The organism is Rhodococcus kronopolitis, assembly GCF_042654025.1.
Taxonomy (GTDB): Bacteria; Actinomycetota; Actinomycetes; order Mycobacteriales; family Mycobacteriaceae; genus Rhodococcus_G; species Rhodococcus_G kronopolitis.
The window spans coordinates 122,446-144,725 of sequence record NZ_JBHSFO010000002.1; the positions used below are offsets into that span (position 1 = coordinate 122,446).

The following is a 22,280-nucleotide window of genomic DNA, read 5'->3' on the forward strand; positions in this document are numbered from 1 at the left end:
GGGCCCGACCGGCGCGCCTCCACCCTCGACGATCGGCGCCCGTCTACCGTCCGGATTGTGACCACGTCCGGACCCACCCCCGAGCCTGCCCCGTTCCGCGCCGCCGTCGAATCGATGCTCGCGGCCGCGGTGCACCCGCAGATCGAAATCGGTCCGATCCGACCGCCGCAACGGCTCGCGCCGTTCAGCTACGCGATCGGCGCCGAGGTCACCCAACCGGACTCCGAGACGGTCAGCCAGGACTCCGAGGGCGACGCATTCGGCCGGTTGATCCTGCTGCACGACCCCGCCGGGGACGAGGCCTGGAACGGCACCCTGCGCCTGGTCGCCTACATCCAGGCCGAGGTCGACGAGGGGCTCGCCTCGGACCCGCTGCTGCCCGAGGTCGCGTGGAGCTGGCTCGTCGACGCGCTCGAGGCACGGCACGAGCCGCTGACTGCGCTGGGCGGCACCGTCACCGCGACCAGTTCGGTCCGGTACGGCGACATCGCCGGTCCGCCCCGCGCCCACCAGCTCGAACTGCGCGCGTCGTGGACCGCCACCACCCCCGATCTGGCCGGGCACGTGGAGGCGTTCTGCGAGGTGCTCGCCTACGCCGCGGGACTGCCGCCTGCCGGGGTGACCACGCTCGGCGCCCGCTGAGCCACCGGGACCCGCGCGAGCGACCCACGGCGGACGGCCTCGAGGAACGCCGCCACCCCGGCGGTGACCTGATCGCTGCGGATCGAGTGGAAGATGTCGAACGCGTGCTGGGCGCCGCGCAGCTCGGCGTACGCGACCGGGTTCTCCGACACCTCGCGTAGCCGATCGACGAACACCCGCGCCTCGGCGACCGGGATCAGCGAGTCGTTGGTCCCGTGGATCACCAGGAACGGCGGCGCGTCCGCCGTCAGCCGCGCCAGCGGCGACGCCGCCAGGTAGTCCTGCGGGAACCGCGCACGCCTGCCCAGGACCATCGCGCTCAGCCGGGACTCGACCCGCTGACGCACCGCCTTGATGCCGGACTCGGCGGCGAAGTCGTAGGCGCCGTAGAACGGCACGCATGCCGCCACCGTGGTGTCGACGTCCTCGAAACCCGGCTGGAAGGCCGGGTCGTGCTCGGTCAGCGCGACCATCGTCGCCAGGTGACCACCCGCGGAACCCCCGGTCACGGCGAGGAAGTCGGGGTCGCCGCCGAACCGTTCCGCGTTCTCGCGCATCCACCCGACCGCCTGCTTGAGCGCGACCAGGTGCGCCGGCCACTTCGCCTTCGGCGAGAGCGGGTAGTTGACGGCAGCGCACACCCACCCCCGCGAGGCCATCTCCGCCATCAGCGGCAGACCCTGATGGTCCTTGCTGCCGATGACCCAGCCGCCGCCGTGGATCTGCAGCAGCATCGGGGCGTTCGGCGGGGTGTCGCGGTGGTGGTAGACGTCGACCAGGAACCGGGCGCCGCCGGGCGCGTACGCCAGGTTGCGCACCCGGCGCACCCCGGCCCGGCGCATCCGGAACGGTCGCGCGAGCGACCGCCAGTCCGTCGGTCGCCGGAACTCGTCTTCGGTGACGCCGACCTCGGCCAGTGCCGCCGCCATCTCGCCACCCGCCCGCCGAGCCGCGGCGATGCTCACCGTCAGTCCCGCGACGGACGCGGCGGCGAGCGCCAGACCGGCCCGCTCGCCGCGGGTGCGGACCCGCCCCCGGGCCACCTGGACCGCCGCGTCGAGCACGGTCACGCCGAGTTGCTGCGGGGCCAACTCGGAGCTGAGCCAGCCGGAGAAGAAGGCGCCGACCGAGGCAGGCATGCCCGGGACCGGCCGCAGCGCGTTCGCCGTCAGCACCAGGTTCACGCCCTGCCGGACCAGGAACCCCCGCGTCATCGGGCGGCGCTCCGGCACGCCTCGGCGCGGCCCGGACACGGCCTCGACTTCTCACCGGTACTCGGCACGACGGCCCTCCAATGGGTCTCGAAAGTTGCGGGTCCCGCACGCGGGAAGCGTTATGTGTCGTCTCTCACCGACCGTCCGCCGGGGAGTCGGATCGGCGAATCCCGGCCGCAACAGTCTGCAGGTTCTAGCATTGTCCAATGGAGAGACTAAGCGGTCTGGATTCGACATTCCTGTATCTCGAGACACCGACGCAGCTGCTCCACGTGTGCGGCCTGATCGTGCTCGACGTCTCGACGATTCCGGGCGGGTACAGCTATCCCGCGTTCAAGACCGAGCTGTCGGCCCGGGTGCGCGCGATGCCCGCGTTCCGGCGCAAGCTCTTCGACTCCAGGTTCAACCTCGACCATCCGGCGTGGGTGGAGGACCCGGACTTCGACGTGGACCGGCACCTGCACCGGATCGCGGTGCCCGCGCCCGGTGGCCGCGCCGAGTTGGCCGAACTCTGCGGCCACCTCGCCAGCCAGCAGATGGACCGGACCATCCCGCTGTGGGAGATGTGGGTGATCGAGGGCCTCGAGGACGGCTCGGTGGCGATCATGTCGAAGATGCATCACGCCAACGTGGACGGCGTCACCGGCGCAGGCATGATCGCGACGCTGTGCAGCCTCTCCCCGGACGCGCCCCGCCCCGAGCTGGATCCGGACCAGCAGGGCGCCGGCCGCGCCGACACCCTGGAGCTGGCCGTCGGCGGGCTGCTCAGCTTCGCCAGTCGCCCGCTGAAGATGGCGAAGGTGCTGCCCAGCGGCGCCGCGCTGCTGCCCCGGTGGATTCGCCGGGCCCGACGCGGCGAGGCGATGCCCGCCCCGTTCAGCGCGCCCCGCACCTCGCTCAACGGCGCGATCACCGGGCATCGGAACATCGCGTACTCGCAGCTCGACCTCGACAAGGTCAAGCTCGTCAAGGACGTCTTCGGGGTCAAGGTCAACGACGTGGTGATGGCGACGGTCGCCGGCGCGCTGCGTGGCTACCTGAGTGCCCGCGACGAACTGCCCGACTCGTCGCTGGTGGCGATGGTGCCGGTCTCGGTGCACGAGACCTCGGACCGGCCGGGCACCAACCAGATCTCCGGGATGTTCACCCAGCTCGGCACGCAGATCGCCGACCCCGTCGAGCGACTGCGGCAGACCAACGTGCACAACTCGATGGTCAAGTCGCACAACGCCTCCCTCGGCGCCAGCCTGCTGCAGGACTGGTCCCAGTTCGCCGCGCCCACCGCGTTCGGCGGCGCGATGCGGGTCTACTCGAACCTCAAGCTCGCCGAGCGGCACCCCGTGGTGCACAACCTGGTGGTCTCCAACGTCCCCGGACCACCGATCCCGCTGTACCTGCTCGGCGCCCGGATCTCGGCCATGTACCCGCTCGGGCCGATCTTCCACGGCGCCGGGCTGAACGTGACCGCGATGTCGCTCGCAGGCAGGCTCAACGTGGGCCTGGTGTCCTGCCCCGAGCTGGCGCCCGCGCTGTGGGACCTGGCGGACGGATTCGGTCCGGCGCTCGACGAACTGGTCACGGCCGCGCGGGCCGAGACCCGCAAGCGCGCGCGGTCGCGCAAGCGCACGCCCGCCGCCGATCCGACGTAGGCGCCGCCGGGCCACCGTCGCGAACCGACCGGGGCCGAGAACGCCGGGGGGAATCGACGGAGACAGGCCGCCCGGCCAGGCAGATGCGCGGTCCGGACCGCCTCGGGTCGTAAGGTCACTGAACATGTCAGAGGCCAGCGACCAGCAACCCGAGCGCACCGTGGTGCCGCTCCTCGCCCCCGCCGACGGCGTCCCCGACGTCGTCGACTCCCCCCGAATGCTCGACGAGGCCGTTGCACAGCTCGCCGGCGGTACCGGCCCGCTGGCCGTCGACGCCGAGCGGGCGTCCGGGTTCCGCTACTCAGCCCGGGCCTACCTGCTGCAGTTCCGCCGCGCCGGGTCCGGCACCGTGCTGATCGACCCGATCCCCGTGGCCGACCGGATGGGCGCGCTCGCCGAGGTGATCAACCCGCTCGAGTGGGTGCTGCACTCGGCCGACCAGGACCTGCCCGGCCTCGACGAGCTGGGCCTGCGCCCGGCCGCGCTCTACGACACCGAACTGGCCGGCCGCCTCGCCGGCTTCGAACGCGTGGGCCTCGCCGCGATCGTCGAGCGGACCCTGGGGCTGGGGCTGGTGAAGGGGCACGGCGCGGCCGACTGGTCCTCGCGGCCGCTGCCCGACACCTGGCTGAACTACGCCGCCCTCGATGTCGAGGTGCTGCTGGAACTGCACGCGGCGATGGCCGCCGAGCTCGAGTCGCAGGGCAAGACCGACTGGGCGGCACAGGAATTCGAGCACATCCGGCTGGCGGGGCCGCCCAAGCCGAAGCCCGACCGGTGGCGCCGCACCTCCGGCATCCACGCGCTCAAGTCCCGGCGCCAGTTGGCGGCCGTCCAGGCGCTGTGGACCGCCCGCGACGAGATCGCCAGCTCCCGCGACATCGCGCCGGGCCGGATCCTGCCGGACAAGGCGATCGTCGACGCCGCCGCCAACGACCCGCGCACCGTCGACGCGCTGCAGGCGCTGCCCGTCTTCGGCGGACCCCGCCAGCGACGGATGTCCCGGACCTGGCTGCAGGCCCTCGCCGAGGCCCGTTCCCTCCCCGACTCGGAACTGCCGCCGCTGGCGCAGCCGTTCACCGGACCGCCGCCGATCGGCAAGTGGCAGCGTCGCAACCCCGAGGCCGCGGACCGGTTCGCCGTCGCCCGGGCCGCGATGACCGAGCTCAGCGAGCGGGTGCGGGTCCCGGTGGAGAACCTGCTGACCCCGGACCTGGTCCGCAGGCTGGTCTGGGACTGGACGTCCGGACCGGCCGACGCGACCGAGGCCCGGGTGGACGCCGTCCTCACGGCGGGCGGTGCGCGCCCGTGGCAACGCCAGCTCACCGTGCCGGTGCTGGCCGCGGCCATGTCCACCCCCACGACCGCGACCGCGGCCGACTGAGCGGGGCGGCCGCGCCGGGATTCCGCGGCCGGGGCGGCCGCTATGTTACCGGCGGGTAATTAGCGCTAGAGTGGAGTCTGCCGGGCCAAAGCTCGGCAGACCGCTCCACACTCCCGCCAGGAGGAATCCAGCGTGGCCGCATCCACATCACCGCGAAACGTCGTCTTCGTCGACGGCATCCGTACCCCGTTCGGCAAGGCCGGCCCGAAGGGCATGTACGCCGACACCCGCGCCGACGACCTGGTCGTCAAGGCGATCCGCGAGCTGCTCCGCCGAAACCCCCAGTTGCCGCCCGAGCGCGTCGACGAGGTCGCGGTCGCCGCCACCACCCAGACCGGGGACCAGGGCCTGACCATCGGCCGCACCGCCGCGATCCTCGCGGGCCTGCCTGAGACCGTGCCCGGCTTCGCCGTCGACCGGATGTGTGCCGGCGCGATGACCGCCGTCACCACGACCGCGTCGGGCATCGGCTTCGGCCAGTACGACGTCGTGATCGCAGGCGGCGTCGAGCACATGGGTCACCACCCGATGGGCGAGGGCGCCGATCCCAACCCGCGCTTCCTCACCGACCGCCTGGTCGACCCGAGCGCCCTGGTGATGGGCAACACCGCGGAGAACCTGCACGACCGGTTCCCGACCATCACCAAGGAGCGCACCGACGCCTACGCCGTCGCGAGCCAGGACAAGTACGAGGCCGCCAGGAAGGCCGGCCTCATCGCCGACACCCTGGTGCCCGTCGCCACCCGCTCCGCCGCGGGCTGGGGCCTGGCCACCGCGGACGAGCCGCCGCGCCCCGGCACCACCACGGAGGACCTCGCCAAGCTCAAGACGCCGTTCCGCCCGGCAGGCCGGATCACCGCAGGCAACGCCGCCGGCCTCAACGACGGTGCCACCGCGGCACTGCTCGCCGGCGAGGACACCGCCCGCGAGCTCGGCCTGCCGGTCGGCATGCGGATGGTCGGCTTCGCCTACCAGGGCGTCGACCCCGCCGTCATGGGCATCGGCCCGGTCCCGGCGACCGAGAAGCTGCTGGCCCGCACCGGCCTCAAGATCGAGGACATCGGGCTGTTCGAGATCAACGAGGCATTCGCCGTGCAGGTGCTCGCCTTCCTCGAGCACTTCGGCATCGCCGACGACGACCCGCGGGTCAACCAGTGGGGCGGCGCCATCGCGTGCGGCCACCCGCTCGCCTCCTCGGGCGTGCGCCTGATGACCCAGCTCAGCCACCAGTTCGCCCAGAACCCGGACGTCCGCTACGGCCTGACCACCATGTGCATCGGTCTGGGCATGGGCGGAACCGTCATCTGGGAGAACCCGAACCACGCCGATTACGAAGCCGGAGTCGCGTAATGACTGACATTGCAACCGCATTCGCCGACGAGGTCGTGACGAACGCCTACACCCGCATCATCGCCGTCCCCGGCATCGAGGGACCGGTCGCGCTGATCACCCTGGACAACGGCTTCGACCACACCAAGCCGAACTCCTTCGGCCCGGCCGGGCTGTTGTCCTTCGACAAGGCCATCGACGAGGCGTTCGCCGCGAACCCGGCCGCGATCGCGGTGACCGGCAAGCCGTTCATCTTCGCCGCCGGCGCCGACCTCAAGGGCGTGCCTGCCATCACCACCCGCGAGCAGGGCCTCGAGCTCGGCCGCCTGGGCCACCGGGTGTTCCGCCGGCTGCGCGAGTCCGCGGTACCCACCTTCGCGTTCGTCAACGGCGTCGCCCTCGGCGGCGGCCTCGAGGTGGGGCTGCACTGCCACTACCGCACCGTCGCCGACAACGTCGGCGCCCTCGGCCTGCCCGAGGCGATGCTGGGCCTGGTGCCCGGCTGGGGCGGAACGCAGTTGCTGCCCAACCTGATCGGGCCGTCCAATGCCGTGACGGTGGCCATCGAGAACCCGCTCAACAACGGCAAGGTCGTCAACGCGAAGAAGGCGCTCGAACTCGGCATCGCCGACGTGGTGCTCGGCTCCGCCGACTTCGTCGAGCAGTCCCTCGCCTGGGCCGCACAGGTTCTCGCAGGCACGATCACCCCGGCCCGCCCGGAGATCGACCGCGGCGCCGGCTGGGACGAGGCCATCGCCCGCGCCCGGGCGATCGTCGACGGCAAGACCAAGGGCAATGCCCTCGGCGCCGTGCGCACCGTCGAGCTGCTCGACCTGGCCCGGGGCACCGACCTCACCGACTCCGCCTCGCTGGACGCCGGATTCGCCGCCGAGGACGAGGCACTGGCGGACCTGCTCATGACCGACGAGCTGCGCGCCGGCCTGTACGCCTTCGACCTGGTGAACCGGCGGGCCAAGCGTCCCGCAGGTGCGCCGGACAGGTCGTTGGCGCGCAAGGTGTCCGGGGTCGGCATCGTCGGCGCCGGCCTGATGGCCAGCCAGCTGGCGCTGCTGTTCGTCAAGCAGCTCAAGGTGCCGGTGATCCTCACCGACATCGACCAGGAGCGCATCGACAAGGGCGTGGGCTACGTGCACGCCGAGATCGACAAGCTCGCCGCCAAGGGCCGGCTCTCCCCCGACGCCACCAACCGCCTCAAGGCGCTGGTGTCGGGCTCGCTGGACAAGTCCGCGTTCGCCAGGACCGACTTCGTCATCGAGGCCGTCTTCGAGAACATGGACGTCAAGAAGGAGGTGTTCGCGGAGCTCGAGCAGTTCATCGCGCCCGAGACCATCCTCGCGACCAACACCTCGTCGCTGTCCATCACCGAGATGGCGTCCGAGCTCAAGCACCCGGAGCGCGTGGTCGGGTTCCACTTCTTCAACCCCGTCGCCGTGCTGCCGCTGCTCGAGATCATCAAGGGCGAGAAGACCGACGACGCCACCCTGGCGACGGCCTTCGCGACCGCCAAGGCACTGAAGAAGTCCGCCGTGCTGTGCGGCGACAAGGCCGGCTTCGTGTTCAACCGGCTCGTCACCCGCACCCTGGGCGAGGTCATGTCCGCGGTGGACGAGGGCACCCCGTTCGACGTGGCGGACAACGCCATCGCCGAGCTCGGCATGCCGATGAGCCCGTTCACCCTGCTCGCCCTCGTCGGACCGGCGGTCGCGCTGCACACCGGCGAGACGCTGCAGGAGTCGTACCCGGAGCGGTTCAAGTCCTCCCCCGGACTCGAGGCCCTCGTCGAGGCCCGCAAGCCCGGCGTGTGGACCTGGGGCCCCGAGGGCCAGGCCGTCGACCCCGAGGTGGCCGCGCTCTGGCCGCAGGGCGACAAGGCCTCCACCGCCGAGGAGGTGCTCGAGCGGACGCGTCGCGCGTTCGCCGAGGAGATCGCGATCATGCTCGACGAGGGCGTCGTCGCGGCGGCCGAGGACATCGACCTCTGCCTGATCCTGGGCGGCGGGTTCGGCTTCTGGAACGGCGGCATCACCCCGTACCTGGACCGCACCGGCACCTCGGAGGCCGTGAACGGCAGGCGTTTCCTGGCCGAGGGCGTCGCCAGCATCTGATCGGGACGAATCCCACACACCCGTGGCCCGGTGCGCTCCCCGCGCACCGGGCCACGGGTGTGTCCACGGCCGAACGACCTCGTCACCCACCGTCCGTGCAGCTCGCGGCGCCTTTCCGGCCGGTCCCGCACTGTGCCGCACCGCACCGTCCGGCGCGTTCGTGATGCCCGTCTCATCGCCGCCGCGCTATGGTGCTTGGGCCCAGTTAACAAGCGGCGGCCCCCTGACGGGCGGCGGCCCGCGAACAAGCGGCTGTGCATGGCCGCTACGAGGAAAGGTCGGAAGCAGTATGCGATTAAGACGGTCAAATGGCGGGAGGGCCGGCGACCGGCTCAAACGCTCGATGTTGGTGTCCATGGCGATGCTGCTACCGCTCGGGGTGTCGGTAGCAGGTCCGGTGGGCACCGCTTCAGCCGCGTTCAACGCGTCCGGTGAGGACTTCTGGGTGGACTCCGCGATGGGACCGATCAAGTCACGGATCTTCCGTGCCGTGGACGGCAACACCCACCGCGTGGTCTACGCCCTCGACGGCATGCGGGCCCAGGACGACCTCAACGGCTGGGAGATCGAGACCGAGGTCGCGCGGTCACTGACCAGGGCGAACATCAACGTGGTGATGCCGGTCGGCGGCCAGTCCAGCTTCTACGCGGACTGGAACGCGCCGAGCACCTTCGGACCGGACACCGGCTCGGGCGAGGGCTCGGTGGGGTCGGTGGGCTCGTCGGAGGTGGGTTCGGCGGCCGCCGACACCACCGTCGCAGGCAAGCGGGACACCTACAAGTGGGAGACGTTCCTGACCTCCCAGCTCCCGCAGGCCCTGAAGGACAGGAAGGGATTCAGCCGGCACGACAACGGCGTCTTCGGCCTGTCCATGGGCGGCAGCGCGGCGCTGACCATGGCCGCGTACTACCCGGACCAGTTCAGCTTCGCCGGCTCGTTCTCGGGCTTCCTCAACAACTCGGCGCCCGGTATGCGCGAGGCCCTGCGCGTCGCGATGATCTCCGCCGGCGGCTTCAACATCGACGCGATGGCCGCGCCGTGGGACCCGAAGTGGCTGCGGATGGACCCGTTCGTGTTCGCGCCGCGCCTGCGGGACAACAACACCCGCCTGTGGATCTCCTCCGGTAGCGCCGTTCCCGGGAACGGGGACGTCACCAGCGCCATCGGAGTGGTGCAGGCCGTGCCGCTGGAGGCACTGGCGCTGGCCAACACCCGCGCCTTCGAGGTCCGGATGGCCACCGTCGGGGCCCGCAACGCCCACTACGACTACCCGGCCACCGGCGTGCACAACTGGAAGAACTGGGAGGACCAGGTCAACCGGATGATCCCCGACCTGTCTGCCAACATCGGCTGACACGGTCGGCGGACGCTCGGCGTCCCCCACGGATCCGCGCCCCTGGCACCACGCCCGGGGCGCGGATCCGTTTTACGCTACCTGCATCAGTAGGTTAGGCTTCCCTTCGTGAAGCTTCCTCTGCGTCTCGGTATCGCCGCCCTCGCCCTCACCACGCTGGTCGGCTGTTCCGCCGACACCGGCAGCTCCGACGGCACGACCCCGGGCGCCGACGGCGCCTTCCCGGTGAGCATCGAGAACACCTTCGGCACCACCACCATCGACAGCGCCCCGGATCGCCTCGTCACCATGGGCTGGAACGCGCAGGACGTGCTGTACGCGCTCGGGCTCGCGCCCGTCGGCCAGCCGAGGTACACCTACGGCGCCACCGCGGCCGGCATCATGCCGTGGACCGAGCCGTACTTCGACCCGGACAAGACCACCCTGTACGAGGACCCGGCGACCGGCGAGCCCTCCATCGAGGCGATCGCCAACCTGGCGCCGGACGCGATCCTCGCGCCGTACGAGGGCTTCGACGAGGCCTACTACGACCAGCTCAGCGCGCTCGCACCGACCGTCGCCTACCCCGGCGACGCCTGGCAGACCACCTGGCAGGACCAGACCACCCTCGTCGGCAAGGCGGTCGGCAAGCCCGAGGAGGCCCGTGGCCTGATCGACGGTCTCGGCCGGACCCTGGCGGAGACCGCTGCCGCGCACCCCGAGTTCGCGGGCAAGACCCTCACCGTGGTCAACCTCGACACCGCCGCGGGCGAGGCCAACGTGTACCTCCCCACCGACCCCCGCGTGCAGGTGCTGACCGAACTGGGCTTCGTCAACGCGCCGGGAGTCGAGGCCCTGGCCCAGGACAACCCGGCAGGAAACTTCTTCAAGACGATCTCGCTGGAGAACCTCCGCGACATCGATGCGGACGTCGTCGTCGGGTTCGTCAGCGGAAACGCCGGTCCCGCATCCGATACCGCCTTCGCCCAGCTCTCGGCCTTCGGCCGGGGCTCGGCGGTGGTGCTGAGCGACGAACAGGTCATCTCCGGCCTGAGCAGCGTGAGCGTCCTGAGCGTCCCGTGGGTCCTGGACCAGATCGTCCCGCAACTGTCCGACGCCGCCCGCCGGGCCGGCTGACCGTAGCGCCGCCTCGCCCGCAAATGTGGGCACCCGCACCGGGCGAGCAGTAGCGTTCGATCCAGTCCCGGGTGTTGTACGACGCAATGGGGCGTCGACCACGGGGCCCTAGGGGCCGACGATGTCAGACAACGACACAGTCTTCGGTGGGACGGGATCAGAGGCGGCGAGGGCCGACGTCGCGCACGCGGTGATGTTCGCCGCCGCCGCCGCGCTCGGCGGCTTCCTCTTCGGCTACGACACCGCGGTCATCAACGGCGCGGTGGGCGCCATCCGGGACAGGTACGACATCGGTGCGGCCGGCACCGGCCTGACCGTGTCGCTGACCCTGCTCGGCGCCGCGCTCGGCGCCTGGGTCGCGGGCACCCTGGCGGACCGGCTGGGCCGCATCCGGGTGATGCAGATCGCCTCGGTGATGTTCATCGTCGGGGCGCTCGGCTCCGCGTTCCCGTTCAGCGTCTACGACCTCACCGCGTGGCGCGTCCTCGGCGGCGTCGCGGTCGGCGTCGCGTCGGTGATCGCCCCCGCCTACATCGCGGAGATCGCCCCCGCCGCCATCCGCGGCCGCCTCGGGTCGATGTACCAGCTCGCCATCGTGCTGGGCATCGCCATCTCCCAGCTGGTCAACTACGCCCTCTCGTCGTCGGCAGGCGGCGCCCGGGGAATCCTCGCGGGCGTCGAGGCCTGGCAGTGGATGCTGGCGCTCGAGGCGGTACCTGCGGCGCTCTACCTGATCATGACGTTCACCATCCCGGAGTCGCCCCGGTACCTGGTCGCCCGCGGCCGTGACGACGACGCCCGCACCATCATCTCCGAGCTCGAGGGCGGCGACCACGACGCGGTGACCGGTCGGATGGACGAGATCCGGAACTCGCTCAGCGAACACCGGACCAAGACCACGGTGCGCGAACTGTTCTCCCGCAAGCTCGGCGTCGCGCCGCTGGTCTGGGTCGGCATGGCCCTCGCCGCGCTGCAGCAGTTCGTCGGCATCAACGTGATCTTCTACTACTCGAGCACACTGTGGCAGGCCGTCGGGTTCGGCGAGGACCGGTCCCTGTTCATCAGCGTGGTCAGCGCGACGGTCAACATCGTCGGCACCTTCGTCGCGATCGCGGTGATCGACCGGATCGGCCGTAAGCCGTTGCTGCTCATCGGTTCCGTCGGCATGGCCATCTCGCTGGGCACCGCCGCCGTCTGCTTCCACTCGGCGGTGGTGACCACCAACGACATCGGCGAGTCCGTCGCCCACCTCGAGGGCACCAATGCCACCGTCGCCCTGATCGCGGCCAACGCGTTCGTCTTCTTCTTCGCGTTCTCGTGGGGCCCGGTGGTGTGGGTGCTGATCAGCGAGATGTTCCCCAACCGGGTGCGGGCGGCGGCGGTCGGCATCGCCACCGCCGCCAACTGGGTGGCGAATTTCCTGGTCTCGTCGACCTTCCCGGCGCTGGCCGACTGGAACCTCTCGCTCACCTACGCCGGCTACGCCGTGATGGCCGTCGTCTCGCTGTTCGTGGTGATGCGGTTCGTCACCGAGACCCGCGGCCGCACCCTCGAACAGGCGGGCTGACCGTTACTGCTGGCCGACCCCGGGATTGGCGGTTCCCACTCCCGACTCCGCCTGCTCGTCGGTGTGCATGCCTGCCACCCACCCGGTGATCTGGCGGGCCAGATCCTGTGCGGTGAGGCCGATCTCGGCCAGGATCTGATCACGGGAGGCATGATCGAGGAACCGCTGCGGCACCCCGGCGTCGCGCGTCGGGGTGTCGACCCCGGCGCCGCGCATCGCGGCCGACACCGACGAGCCGATGCCGCCGTGCACGCCGCTGTCCTCGAGGGTGACGACCATCCGGAACTGCTGCGCCAGCTCGACCACCGACGCCGGCACCGGCAGCACCCAGCGCGGGTCCAACACGGCCGCGGTGATGCCCTGCTGGCCCAGCCGCGTCGCGGTCTCGAGGGCGACGGTCGCGAACGGACCGACCGCGACGATCAGGACGTCGCCACCGGACCCGGACGGCCTGGCCAGCACGTCGACGCCGTCGGCGAGCCGCTCCAGCGCCGGAATGTCCTCCGTGACAGCGCCCTTCGGGAACCGCACCGCGGTGGGGCCGTCGTCGACGGCGAGCGCCTCCGCGAGCTCCTCGCGCAGGGTGGCCGCGTCCCGTGGGGCGGCGACCCGGATGCCCGGCACGATCCCGAGCAGCGAGAAGTCCCACACGCCGTTGTGGCTGGCACCGTCCGCGCCGGTCACACCGGCCCGGTCGAGGACCAGGGTCACCGGCTGGTTCAGCAGCGCGACGTCCATCAGCAGTTGGTCGAAGGCGCGGTTGAGGAAGGTCGAGTACACCGCGACCACCGGGTGCAGCCCGCCCAGGGCCAGGCCGGCCGCCGAGGTCATCGCGTGCTGCTCGGCGATGCCGACGTCGAACATCCGGTCCGGGAACCGTTCGCCGAAGGCCGCCAGTCCGGTGGGACCGGCCATCGCGGCGGTGATCGCGACGATGTCCTCGCGCCGCTCCGCATGGGCGATCAGTTCGCTGGAGAACACCGACGTCCAGTCCGGCGCGGACACCGTGGTCGCGCGGCCGGTGCGCGGGTCGATCACCCCGGTCGCGTGCATCTGGTCGGCCTTGTGGTTCTCGGCGTGCGCGTAGCCCATGCCCTTGCGGGTCACGGCGTGCACGACCACCGGTCCGCCGAAGTCCTTGGCACGACGCAACGCCGACTCCATCGCCGCCTGGTCGTGCCCGTCCACCGGTCCGAGGTACTTGATGCCCAGGTCGGTGAACATCACCTGCGGGCTGACCATGTCCTTGATGCCGGCCTTCATGCCGTGCAGCATCTGGTAGGCGACCCGACCCACCCACGGCACCTTCTTGACCATCCGGCGGCTGTTGTCGAGGACCCGCTCGTAGCCGGGCTGCATCCGCAGCGCCGCGAGGTGGTCGGCGAGGCCGCCGATCGTCGGGGCGTAGGAGCGGCCGTTGTCGTTGACGACGATGACCACCGAGCGGTCCTTGCCGGCCGCGATGTTGTTCAGCGCCTCCCAGCACATGCCGCCGGTGAGCGCGCCGTCGCCGACGATCGCGACGACGTGCCGGTCCTGGCCGGTCAGCTGGAACGCCTTCGCCAGCCCGTCCGCGTAGGACAGCGCGGCCGAGGCGTGGGAGGACTCGACCCAGTCGTGCTCGCTCTCTGCCCGACACGGGTACCCGGAGAGGCCACCGCGCTTGCGCAGCGTGTCGAACTGGTCCATCCGGCCGGTCACCATCTTGTGCACGTAGGCCTGGTGCCCGGTGTCGAAGAGGATCGCGTCGTTGGGCGAGTCGAAGATCCGGTGCACGGCCAGCGTCAGCTCGACGACGCCGAGGTTCGGGCCGAGATGGCCGCCCGTGGCGGACACCTTGTGCACCAGGAAATCGCGCACCTCCGTGGCGAGCTCACGCATCTCGGCGAGGCTCAACCCACGTAGATCGCCGGGCGTCTGGACTCGGGATAGGACACCCAACGAGATCGCTCCCTCCGAGGAACACCGCCGACCGCGTGTCGGTGGACCGGTCCAGTCTACGGAGCGCGAGAGTCGGCCCTCGCCGGGCGTGCCGACTACCCGGCTCCCGATCCGGTACTGCCTGCTCATTATGCCCGTGTTCGTGATCCACTTCACAAGCCGACACGGCCTCTAGGCTGAGCGCCATGGGACGTATCGCGGACATGGAACGTGGGGACATGGGTCGTATCGGGGACACCGAACCGGGGAACGTCGCCGAGCGGATCATCCGTGAGGTCTACACACTGTGCCGCGAGAACCGGGCAGGCGAACTCGCCGACTACATCCCCGAACTCGCGGCGGTCGAACCCGACGAGTTCTCGCTGTGCGTGGCGACCAGCGACGGCCACGTCTACCGCGCAGGCAACGCCGACACCGTCTTCACCATCCAGTCGATATCCAAGCCGCTGACCTACGGCCTGGCCCTCGCCGACCACGGGGTCGAGGCCGTCGCCCGGAAGATCGACGTGGAACCCTCGGGCGAGCCGTTCAACGAGATCAGCCTGGACCCGCTCACCGAACGCCCTCGCAACCCGATGATCAACGCAGGCGCCATCACCTCGGCCTCCCTCATCCGCGGCGCCGACCAGGCGGAACGGTTCGAACGCCTGCGGCGCTGCTACTCGACCTACGCCGGCCGGGAGCTCACCCTCAACGAGGACGTGTACGCCTCGGAGGCCCGGACCGGGCATCGCAACCGGGCGATCGGGCACATGCTGCGCTCCTTCGACATCGTCGAGGGCGACCCGGACCTGGCCGTCGACCTGTACTTCCGGCAGTGCTCGATCAACGTCACCTCCCGGGACCTCGCCCTGATGGCCGCGACGCTGGCGAACAACGGCGTCAACCCCCTGACCCGGCAACGGGCGCTGGCCCCGGAACTGGTCGAGCGCGTGCTCAGCGTGATGACCTCGTGCGGCATGTACGACGGCGCCGGGGACTGGATCGCCGAGGTCGGGCTGCCCGCCAAGAGCGGGGTCGGCGGCGGGGTGCTCGCGGTGCTGCCCGGCCAGATCGGGATCGCCGTGCACTCCCCCCGACTGGACTCGCACGGCAACAGCGTGCGCGGGGTGCAGGCCTGCCGAGAGCTCTCCCGCACCCTCGAACTGCACTTCATGCACGTCACCCGGGCCGGCAGGTCCGCGATCCGGACCAGCTTCACGGTGGCGGACATGCAGTCTCGGCAGCGGCGCAACGCCGCCGAGATGGCGACGCTGGCCACCTACGGCAACCGGGCCAGAATCTACGAACTGCACGGCGACCTGCTGTTCGCCGGCGCCGAGACCGCGGTGCGGGAGATCGCGGAACACGGGACCGATCTCGAGGCGCTGGTGGTGGACCTGCGCCGGGTCGACGAGGTGAGCGACGTGGCCCGGCGGATGATCGACGCGCAGCACGCGGAGCTCGCCGAGCGGGGCTGCCAGGCCGCCGTCGTCGACCCGGGCGGGCTGCTCGGCCACACCACCTCCGCACTCACCCCGACCGCCGAGTCCGGTCGGGTGTTCACCGACCTCGACGTCGCCCTGGAGTGGTGCGAGCAGGTGCTGCTGGACCGGCACTGCACCGACGAGCGGAGCCCGGAAACGGTCACCCTGACCACACATCCACTGCTCGCCGCCCTGCCCGCGGACCAGCTGGAACGGGTCACCGCGACGCTCGAGCCGCGGACCCACGCGCGCGGCGAGACGATCGTCCGGCGCGGCGACCCGGCGACGGGGATCTTCCTGATCCTCGCCGGCCGGGTCAGCAACCTGATCGCCGACGGAACCGGCGTCACCCACCGCATCAGCACCCTGTCGGCGGGCATGACCTTCGGCGAGATGACCACGCTGACCGGCGGCACCGCCCTCGGCGACATCAGGGCCGACACCGCGGTGCGGCTCGCGGTGCTGAGCCCGGCCGCCTTCGACGCACTGACCGCGTCGGCGCCGCAGCTCAAGTCCACGTTGCTCGAGCGGCTGGCCGCCGGTGCCTACGCCCAACTCGCCACCGCGAGCCGATCCGTGGCACTGCGCGGCGCGGTGCTCTGATCCACCCGGACCGCCGCCGGGCAAACCGGTAATTGTGTTGCCGAGGGGGGCCGGATCGGACAAGGTGGACATCATGAAATCCCAGACCGAACTGGCAATTCACACCGAAGGCCTGGTCAAACGCTTCGGCACCAATGTCGCCGTCAACGGGGTGGACCTCGCGGTCCCCGCGGGCGGGGTCTACGGCGTCCTCGGGCCCAACGGCGCCGGCAAGACCACCACGATCCGGATGCTGGCCACCCTCCTCGAGATCGACGGCGGCACCGCCCGAGTGCTCGGGCACGACGTGTCCCGCGAGGCCGACACCGTGCGCGGCAAGGTGTCCCTGACCGGGCAGTTCGCCTCGCTCGACGAGGACCTGACGGGCACCGAGAACCTCCTGCTGCTGGCCCGGCTGTTCGGCTTCTCCCGGCCCGCGGCCCGGGCCCGCGCCGCGCAGTTGCTGGCCGCGTTCGACCTCAGCGAGGCCGGCGGCCGTCAGGTCAAGACGTTCTCCGGCGGCATGCGCCGCCGACTCGACATCGCCGCCAGCATCGTCGTCACCCCGGAACTGATCTTCCTCGACGAGCCGACGACCGGCCTCGACCCGCGCAGCCGCAACCAGGTGTGGGAGATCATCCGCGCGCTGGTCGCGGGCGGCACCACCGTGCTGCTGACCACCCAGTACCTGGACGAGGCCGACCAGCTCGCGGACCGGGTGGCCGTGATCGACCACGGCAAGGTGATCGCCGAGGGCACCACCGGCGAGCTCAAGGCGTCGGTGGGTGCGGGCGCGCTGCACGTCCGGGTCGCCGACGTCGCCGACCGGGCCCGGGCGGCGGTGCTGCTGACCGACGTGCTGGGCGTGGACGTGACCACCGAGTCCGACCCGGCGGCGCTGACGGCCCGGATCACCGACCCGCGACGGGTCTCGCTGGCCCTGCCCGCACTCGACGACGCCGGAATCGCGGTGTCCACCTTCGCCCTCGGCCAGCCGAGCCTCGACGAGGTGTTCCTGGCCCTGACCGGCAGGCCCGCCGAAGACAACCCGAACGAACTTGAGGAGACCGCATCATGACCTCGACAACGGTGGGGACCGACCCCACGGCCGTGGCCGTGAGCGACGTCCTGCGGATCGACAGCCCCCGGCCGAGCCGGGCCGGCGCGCTATCGGCGGCGCTGTCCTTCGGGTGGCGGGCGCTGCTCAAGATCAAGCACGTGCCGGAGCAGCTGTTCGACGTGACCATGTTCCCGATCATGTTCACGCTGATGTTCACCTACCTGTTCGGCGGCGCGCTGGCCGGCTCCACCGAGGCCTACGTGCAGTTCCTGATCCCCGGCATCCTGGTGCAGACGGTCGTGATGATCACCATGTACACCGGGCTCACCCTGAACAAGGACATCGAGAAGGGCGTCTTCGACCGGTTCCGGTCGCTGCCCATCTGGCGGCCCGCCCCGCTGGTCGGCGCGCTGTTCGGCGACGTCGTCCGGTACACCATCGCGTCGGTGATCGTGCTGCTCCTGGGCCTGGTGCTGGGATTCCGGCCGGCGGGCGGCATCGTCGGCGTGGTCGCATCCGTGCTCCTGCTGCTGCTGTTCTCGTTCAGCATGTCCTGGATCTGGACGATGTTCGCGATGCTGATGCGCACCGAGCAGGCCGTGATGGGCGTGTCGATGTTCATCCTGTTCCCGCTGACCTTCGCCAGCAACATCTTCGTCGACCCGGCGACCATGCCGGGCTGGCTGCAGGCGTTCGTCGGCGCCAACCCGATCAGCCACCTGGTCACCGCGATCCGGGGCCTGATGGCGGGCACCGTCGAGCTCGGCCAGCTCGCGGTGGTGCTCGCCTGGTGCGCCGGCTTCGTGCTGGTCTTCGGCCCGATCACCATGCGCCTGTACAACCGGAAGGCGTGACTCGATGACCCCGAACGCGACGCCGTCGGTGACCGTCGAGGGCCAGGGTTCCGCGTCGGCGACGCCGGACCTGATGCGGGTGACCGTGTCGGTCGAGGCCCGCCGGCCCGACGTGGCCGGCGCCTTCGCCCGGGCAGGCGAGGCGGCCGCCGCGGTGGCGGCCGCGCTGCGAGGTGCAGGCGTGGCGGACGCCGACCTCTCGACCACCGGCCTCGGCGTCCAGGCCGAGACGGTATGGCAGGAGAACCACGGGCAGCAGGTGGTCGGCTACCTGGCGACCAGCACCCTGGCCGTCACCCTGCGGGACCTCTCGGACCCGGGCCGGGTGATCGCGGACTGCGTCGCCGCCGGCGGGGACGACGTCCGGCTCGGCGGCCTCGAACTGGGCTTCGCCGACCAGGACGACCTGCTCGGCCGGGCCCGGGAGGCCGCCTACCTCGACGCCCGGACCAAGGCCGAGCAGTACGCGCGGCTGTCCGGTCGCGGGCTCGGCGCGGTGCTCGAGGTCACCGAGACCGCCGACGCGCGGCCCTCCCCGCGCCCGATGCTGCGGGCGATGGCCGCCACCGCCGACGCGTCGATGCCCGTCGAGCGCGGCGAGAGCGCGGTCTCCGCAGGCGTCCGGGTCTGCTGGGCCCTCATCTGACGGGGTCGACGACCTGACACGATCGGCCCCGACGCGTGCGCGTCGGGGCCGATCGTCGAGTCCTACCGGGACTACGCCTTCGCGTACTCCTCGTCCAGCTCGGACGGCTGCAGGTCGATGGTGGTGCGCAACGGCTTGTTCGGCAGGAAGACCACCGCGACCACGGTGACCACCGCGACCGCCGCCGCTACCAGGAAGATCCGCCCGGTGGCGTCGCCGTAGGACGCCCGGACAACCTCCTGCACCGGTGCGGGCAGCGCTGCCAGGTTCAGGTTGCCGCCGCCGCCCTGACCGTGGGTGTCGATGCCGAGCTTCGCGAAGCCGGACGCGGTCAGGTCCGCGACCCGGGTGGCCAGGATCGAGCCGAGAACCGAGACGCCGATGGCGCCGCCGAAGGTCCGGAAGAACGCGACCACGCTGCTCGCCGCGCCGATGTTGTGCACGCTCACCGTGTTCTGCACCGCGAGCACGACGTTCTGCATCAGCATGCCGGTACCGAGGCCCAGCAAGGCGATCATCAACCCGATCAGCCACATGTGCGTCTCGTGGTCGATGGTGCTCAGCAGCAGGAAGCCGACGAGCTGCAGGACGGCGCCGACCACGACGAAGCCCTTCCACTTGCCGAACTTGGTGATCAGCTGGCCGGAGCCGACGGTGCCGACCAGCATGCCGAAGACCATCGGGATGGTGAGCAGGCCGGCCTCGGTGGGGGTGTGCCCGCGGGCGGTCTGGAAGTACTGGCCGAGGAAGGTGGTGGCACCGAACAGGCCGACACCGACCGCGACCGAGGAGATGATGGCCAGCGCGGTGGTGCGCTCCATGACGATCTTCAGCGGGATGATCGGCGACTTCGCGCGGCTCTCGACGAGCACCGTCAGGGCCAGCAGCACCACGCCTGCGCCGACCATCAGGGCCGACTCGGTGGAGATCCAGTCGTAGTAGGTGGCCTTGCCCGCGAACGAGACCCACACCAGCAGCACGGAGACACCGGCGGTGAGCAGGGTGGCACCGAGCCAGTCGATGGACACGTCGTCCTTGCGATCGGTCTGGATGTGCAGGGTCTTCTGCAGCAGGAACAGTGCGATCACGGCGAGCGGGACGCACACGAAGAAGCACCAGCGCCAGCCGAGGCCGTCCGCGATGACGCCGCCCAGGACCGGTCCGCCTGCCATGGCGACGGCCATGACCGCGCCCATGTAGCCCGAGTACCGGCCACGTTCACGCGGCGGGATGATGGTGCCGATGATCGCGACGACCAGCGCGGTCAGGCCGCCCATGCCGACGCCCTGAATCACCCGGGCGCCCAGCAGGACCGGCACGTTGTGGGAGAGGCCCGCAATCACGGAACCGACCACGAAGATCACGATCGAGCTCTGGACCAGGACCTTCTTGTTGTACAGGTCGGCGAGCTTGCCCCAGATCGGCGTCGACGCGGCGGTCGCCAGCAGGGCGGTGGTGATGACCCAGGCGTACTGGGTCTGGCTGCCGTTCAGGTCGCCGATGATCGTCGGCAGGGCCGTCGAGACGATGGTGGAGCTGATCAGCGCGGTGAACAGCGCGGCGAGCAGACCGGCCAGGACCTCGAGGATCTGGCGGTGCGTCATCAGCGTCTCGACGCCGGGCGGCGCGGCAGGCGCCTCGGTGTTGGTGTTGACGGTCATGGGCGTAGGTCCCCCCGTTGGGTTTCGGATTCGGTCACGGAGTGCCGTGCCGTCGGGTTCACGAAGGTGTTCTTGAGCAGGCGCAGCGAGGCCAGCGCGGCGTCCGCCTCGTCCTGGCTCCAGGTGTCGAGCAGGTTCTTCAGCCGCCCCGCGCGGTCGGCGCGGACTGCCGCGAGCAGTTGTCGTCCCGACTCCGAGACCTGGACCAGGTAGGCCCGGCCGTCGGCGGGATCGGGACGGCGCTCGACGTAGCCGGCGTCGAAGAGCTCGGTGATCTGCCTGCTGAGCGCGGACTGGCTCACGCAGAGGCTGCCGGCGAGGTCGCCCTGACGGCGCGGTCCCCCGCCGGCCAGCTGGTTCAGCACCCCCAGCAGCGCAGGCGGCAGCCCGGCCTCGTCGTCCGCCAGCAGGACGCCGCGCAGCACCCGGCCGAAGAGGAACACCTCTTCGACCAGGTCCTCCGCGGTGGTCGTCCGTACCGGCATGTTGTTCCTTAGGTAAAGGGGAATTAAAGTTGCATGCAGTAAGCAACTATCTATTTATAACTTGGTTGCATTACCCAAGCAAATGACTGTGACGAACCCGACAGGCGCCACCGCACGGACGAGGCGCGGCCGCACCGCCGCGTCGTGCGAGGCAATCCCCTCCCTGTGCAACCGACCGAGCAGTTGCTAGGTTCGATGACCCGCACAACATTCGGAGGCCCAGTGTTACGCGCATCACGTCTCGTCGTCCTTGCCCTGTCCCTGCTCGCGTTGGTGTTGCCGTTCGGGGCCGGCGGCGCTGCGGCGCAACCGCTGCCCGAGAACTACAACTTCTTCGCAGGCATCCCGAACGAGCTGACCAACCCGGGCGGGTCGCTGCCCGGCTCCAACGACTTCTCGTGCAAGCCGTCGGCGGAGCATCCACGGCCGGTGGTGCTGGTGCACGGCACCGGAGGTTCGCAGCAGACCAACTGGGGGGCGTACGTCCCGATGCTCAAGAACGCCGGCTTCTGCGTGTTCGCCATGACCTACGGCGCCGTTCCCGGTGCACCGTGGCCGATCTCGGCGATCGGCGGCATGGGTCCGATCGGGGAGAGCGCCGCCCAGTTCAAGACCTTCGTCGACCGGGTCCGCTCGTCGACGGGTGCGCAGACCGTGGACGTCGTCGGCCACTCGCAGGGCACGTTCGTCCCCACCTACTACCTCAAGGAACTGGGCGGCGCGGGGACCATCACCAACTACGTCTCCATCGCGCCCCCGTGGCGCGGCCTGACCGCGCTCGGGGTGGACGGACTCCCCGCGTTCGCGAAGCGGCTGGGCGTGCCGGAGTCCTCGGTGCCCGTCTGCCAGGCATGTGGCGAGATGACGGCCGAATCCGACGTGATCAAGAAGGTCAACGCCGGCGGCACCCCCTACGTCAAGGGCGTGAACTACACCAACATCTCCACCCGCTACGACGAGGCAATCCGGCTCGAACAGGGCCAGGTCCCGGGACCTCCCGGCTACCAGGTGACGAACATCGTGGTGCAGGACACCTGCTCGCAGGACTACTCCGAGCACGCCGCGATCGCGGGCTCCAAGCGGGCGGCCTACATGACGCTCAACGCCCTGGACCCGGCGCACGCACGCGAGGTGCCGTGCATGTTCGTGCCGCCGTTCAGCGGCTGACCGCGACGCCACACCGAGTACACGGCGCCGGCCGGTG

General features: G+C 70.7%; 17 protein-coding genes. 13 read left to right on the forward strand and 4 right to left on the reverse strand.

Features of this window, described 5'->3' with window-relative positions; translation table 11 throughout:
• Positions 1–57 precede the first annotated feature (57 nt).
• Positions 58–642, forward strand: a complete 585-nt coding sequence (locus ACFO6S_RS03740) for a DUF3000 domain-containing protein (protein WP_378414288.1) — start codon at positions 58–60, stop codon at positions 640–642.
• Here ACFO6S_RS03740 and ACFO6S_RS03745 read toward each other — a convergent pair.
• Complete coding sequence (locus tag ACFO6S_RS03745) at positions 591–1,856, reverse strand: alpha/beta hydrolase fold domain-containing protein (RefSeq protein WP_378414290.1); 1,266 nt, start codon at positions 1,854–1,856, stop codon at positions 591–593. The two genes, ACFO6S_RS03740 and ACFO6S_RS03745, sit on opposite strands and share 52 nt — an antisense overlap.
• A gap of 206 nt (positions 1,857–2,062) precedes the next feature.
• On the opposite strand from ACFO6S_RS03745, the gene ACFO6S_RS03750 reads away from it, so the two are divergent.
• The 7 genes from ACFO6S_RS03750 (at position 2,063) to ACFO6S_RS03780 (ending at position 12,381) form a co-directional block, all read left to right on the forward strand.
• A complete protein-coding gene (locus tag ACFO6S_RS03750) occupies positions 2,063–3,505 on the forward strand; it encodes a WS/DGAT/MGAT family O-acyltransferase (RefSeq protein WP_378414292.1) in 1,443 nt (480 codons plus the stop codon).
• Between the two features lie 124 nt (positions 3,506–3,629).
• The gene (locus ACFO6S_RS03755; protein ID WP_378414294.1) at positions 3,630–4,889 is read left to right on the forward strand and encodes an HRDC domain-containing protein; all 1,260 of its coding nucleotides are present in this window, start codon (positions 3,630–3,632) and stop codon (positions 4,887–4,889) included.
• 132 nt (positions 4,890–5,021) lie between these two features.
• Positions 5,022–6,239: a thiolase family protein gene (locus tag ACFO6S_RS03760; RefSeq protein WP_378414297.1), complete on the forward strand. Its 1,218-nt coding sequence runs from the start codon at positions 5,022–5,024 to the stop codon at positions 6,237–6,239.
• Complete coding sequence (locus tag ACFO6S_RS03765; RefSeq protein WP_378414299.1) at positions 6,239–8,344, forward strand: 3-hydroxyacyl-CoA dehydrogenase NAD-binding domain-containing protein; 2,106 nt, start codon at positions 6,239–6,241, stop codon at positions 8,342–8,344. The genes ACFO6S_RS03760 and ACFO6S_RS03765 overlap by 1 nt, the downstream gene beginning before the upstream one ends.
• A 289-nt stretch (positions 8,345–8,633) precedes the next feature.
• A complete protein-coding gene (locus tag ACFO6S_RS03770; protein WP_378414301.1) occupies positions 8,634–9,698 on the forward strand; it encodes an alpha/beta hydrolase in 1,065 nt (354 codons plus the stop codon).
• A 108-nt stretch (positions 9,699–9,806) separates the two neighbouring features.
• On the forward strand, positions 9,807–10,814 hold the full coding sequence (locus ACFO6S_RS03775) for an iron-siderophore ABC transporter substrate-binding protein (RefSeq protein WP_378414303.1): 1,008 nt from the start codon (positions 9,807–9,809) through the stop codon (positions 10,812–10,814).
• A 121-nt stretch (positions 10,815–10,935) separates the two neighbouring features.
• Positions 10,936–12,381 (forward strand): sugar porter family MFS transporter, encoded by a 1,446-nt coding sequence (locus tag ACFO6S_RS03780; protein WP_378414305.1) that lies wholly within the window; start codon positions 10,936–10,938, stop codon positions 12,379–12,381.
• Between the two features lie 3 nt (positions 12,382–12,384).
• Here ACFO6S_RS03780 and dxs read toward each other — a convergent pair whose 3' ends face one another.
• Positions 12,385–14,322: a 1-deoxy-D-xylulose-5-phosphate synthase gene (gene dxs / locus ACFO6S_RS03785; RefSeq protein ID WP_378414306.1), complete on the reverse strand. Its 1,938-nt coding sequence runs from the start codon at positions 14,320–14,322 to the stop codon at positions 12,385–12,387.
• Between the two features lie 218 nt (positions 14,323–14,540).
• Here dxs and glsA point away from each other — a divergent pair, with 218 nt between their 5' ends.
• The 4 genes from glsA (at position 14,541) to ACFO6S_RS03805 (ending at position 18,930) form a co-directional block, all read left to right on the forward strand.
• Positions 14,541–16,391, forward strand: a complete 1,851-nt coding sequence (glsA, locus tag ACFO6S_RS03790) for a glutaminase A (RefSeq protein WP_378415201.1) — start codon at positions 14,541–14,543, stop codon at positions 16,389–16,391.
• Positions 16,392–16,464: 73 nt separating this feature from the next.
• Positions 16,465–17,448, forward strand: coding sequence for an ATP-binding cassette domain-containing protein (locus ACFO6S_RS03795; RefSeq protein ID WP_378414308.1), 984 nt, complete (start codon positions 16,465–16,467; stop codon positions 17,446–17,448).
• On the forward strand, positions 17,445–18,284 hold the full coding sequence (locus ACFO6S_RS03800; RefSeq protein ID WP_378414309.1) for an ABC transporter permease: 840 nt from the start codon (positions 17,445–17,447) through the stop codon (positions 18,282–18,284). Before ACFO6S_RS03795 ends, ACFO6S_RS03800 begins: the two co-directional genes overlap by 4 nt.
• A gap of 4 nt (positions 18,285–18,288) precedes the next feature.
• Entirely contained in the window at positions 18,289–18,930 is a 642-nt protein-coding gene (locus tag ACFO6S_RS03805) for an SIMPL domain-containing protein (RefSeq protein ID WP_378414310.1), read from the forward strand.
• 71 nt (positions 18,931–19,001) lie between these two features.
• On the opposite strand, the gene ACFO6S_RS03810 is transcribed toward ACFO6S_RS03805, so the two are convergent.
• Together ACFO6S_RS03810 and ACFO6S_RS03815 are read right to left on the reverse strand one after the other, a co-directional pair.
• Entirely contained in the window at positions 19,002–20,534 is a 1,533-nt protein-coding gene (locus ACFO6S_RS03810) for an MDR family MFS transporter (RefSeq protein WP_378415203.1), read from the reverse strand.
• Between the two features lie 53 nt (positions 20,535–20,587).
• A complete protein-coding gene (locus tag ACFO6S_RS03815) occupies positions 20,588–21,076 on the reverse strand; it encodes a MarR family winged helix-turn-helix transcriptional regulator (RefSeq protein ID WP_378414312.1) in 489 nt (162 codons plus the stop codon).
• 222 nt (positions 21,077–21,298) lie between these two features.
• Here ACFO6S_RS03815 and ACFO6S_RS03820 point away from each other — a divergent pair, with 222 nt between their 5' ends.
• A complete protein-coding gene (locus ACFO6S_RS03820; RefSeq protein WP_378414314.1) occupies positions 21,299–22,243 on the forward strand; it encodes an esterase/lipase family protein in 945 nt (314 codons plus the stop codon).
• Positions 22,244–22,280: the final 37 nt, after the last annotated feature.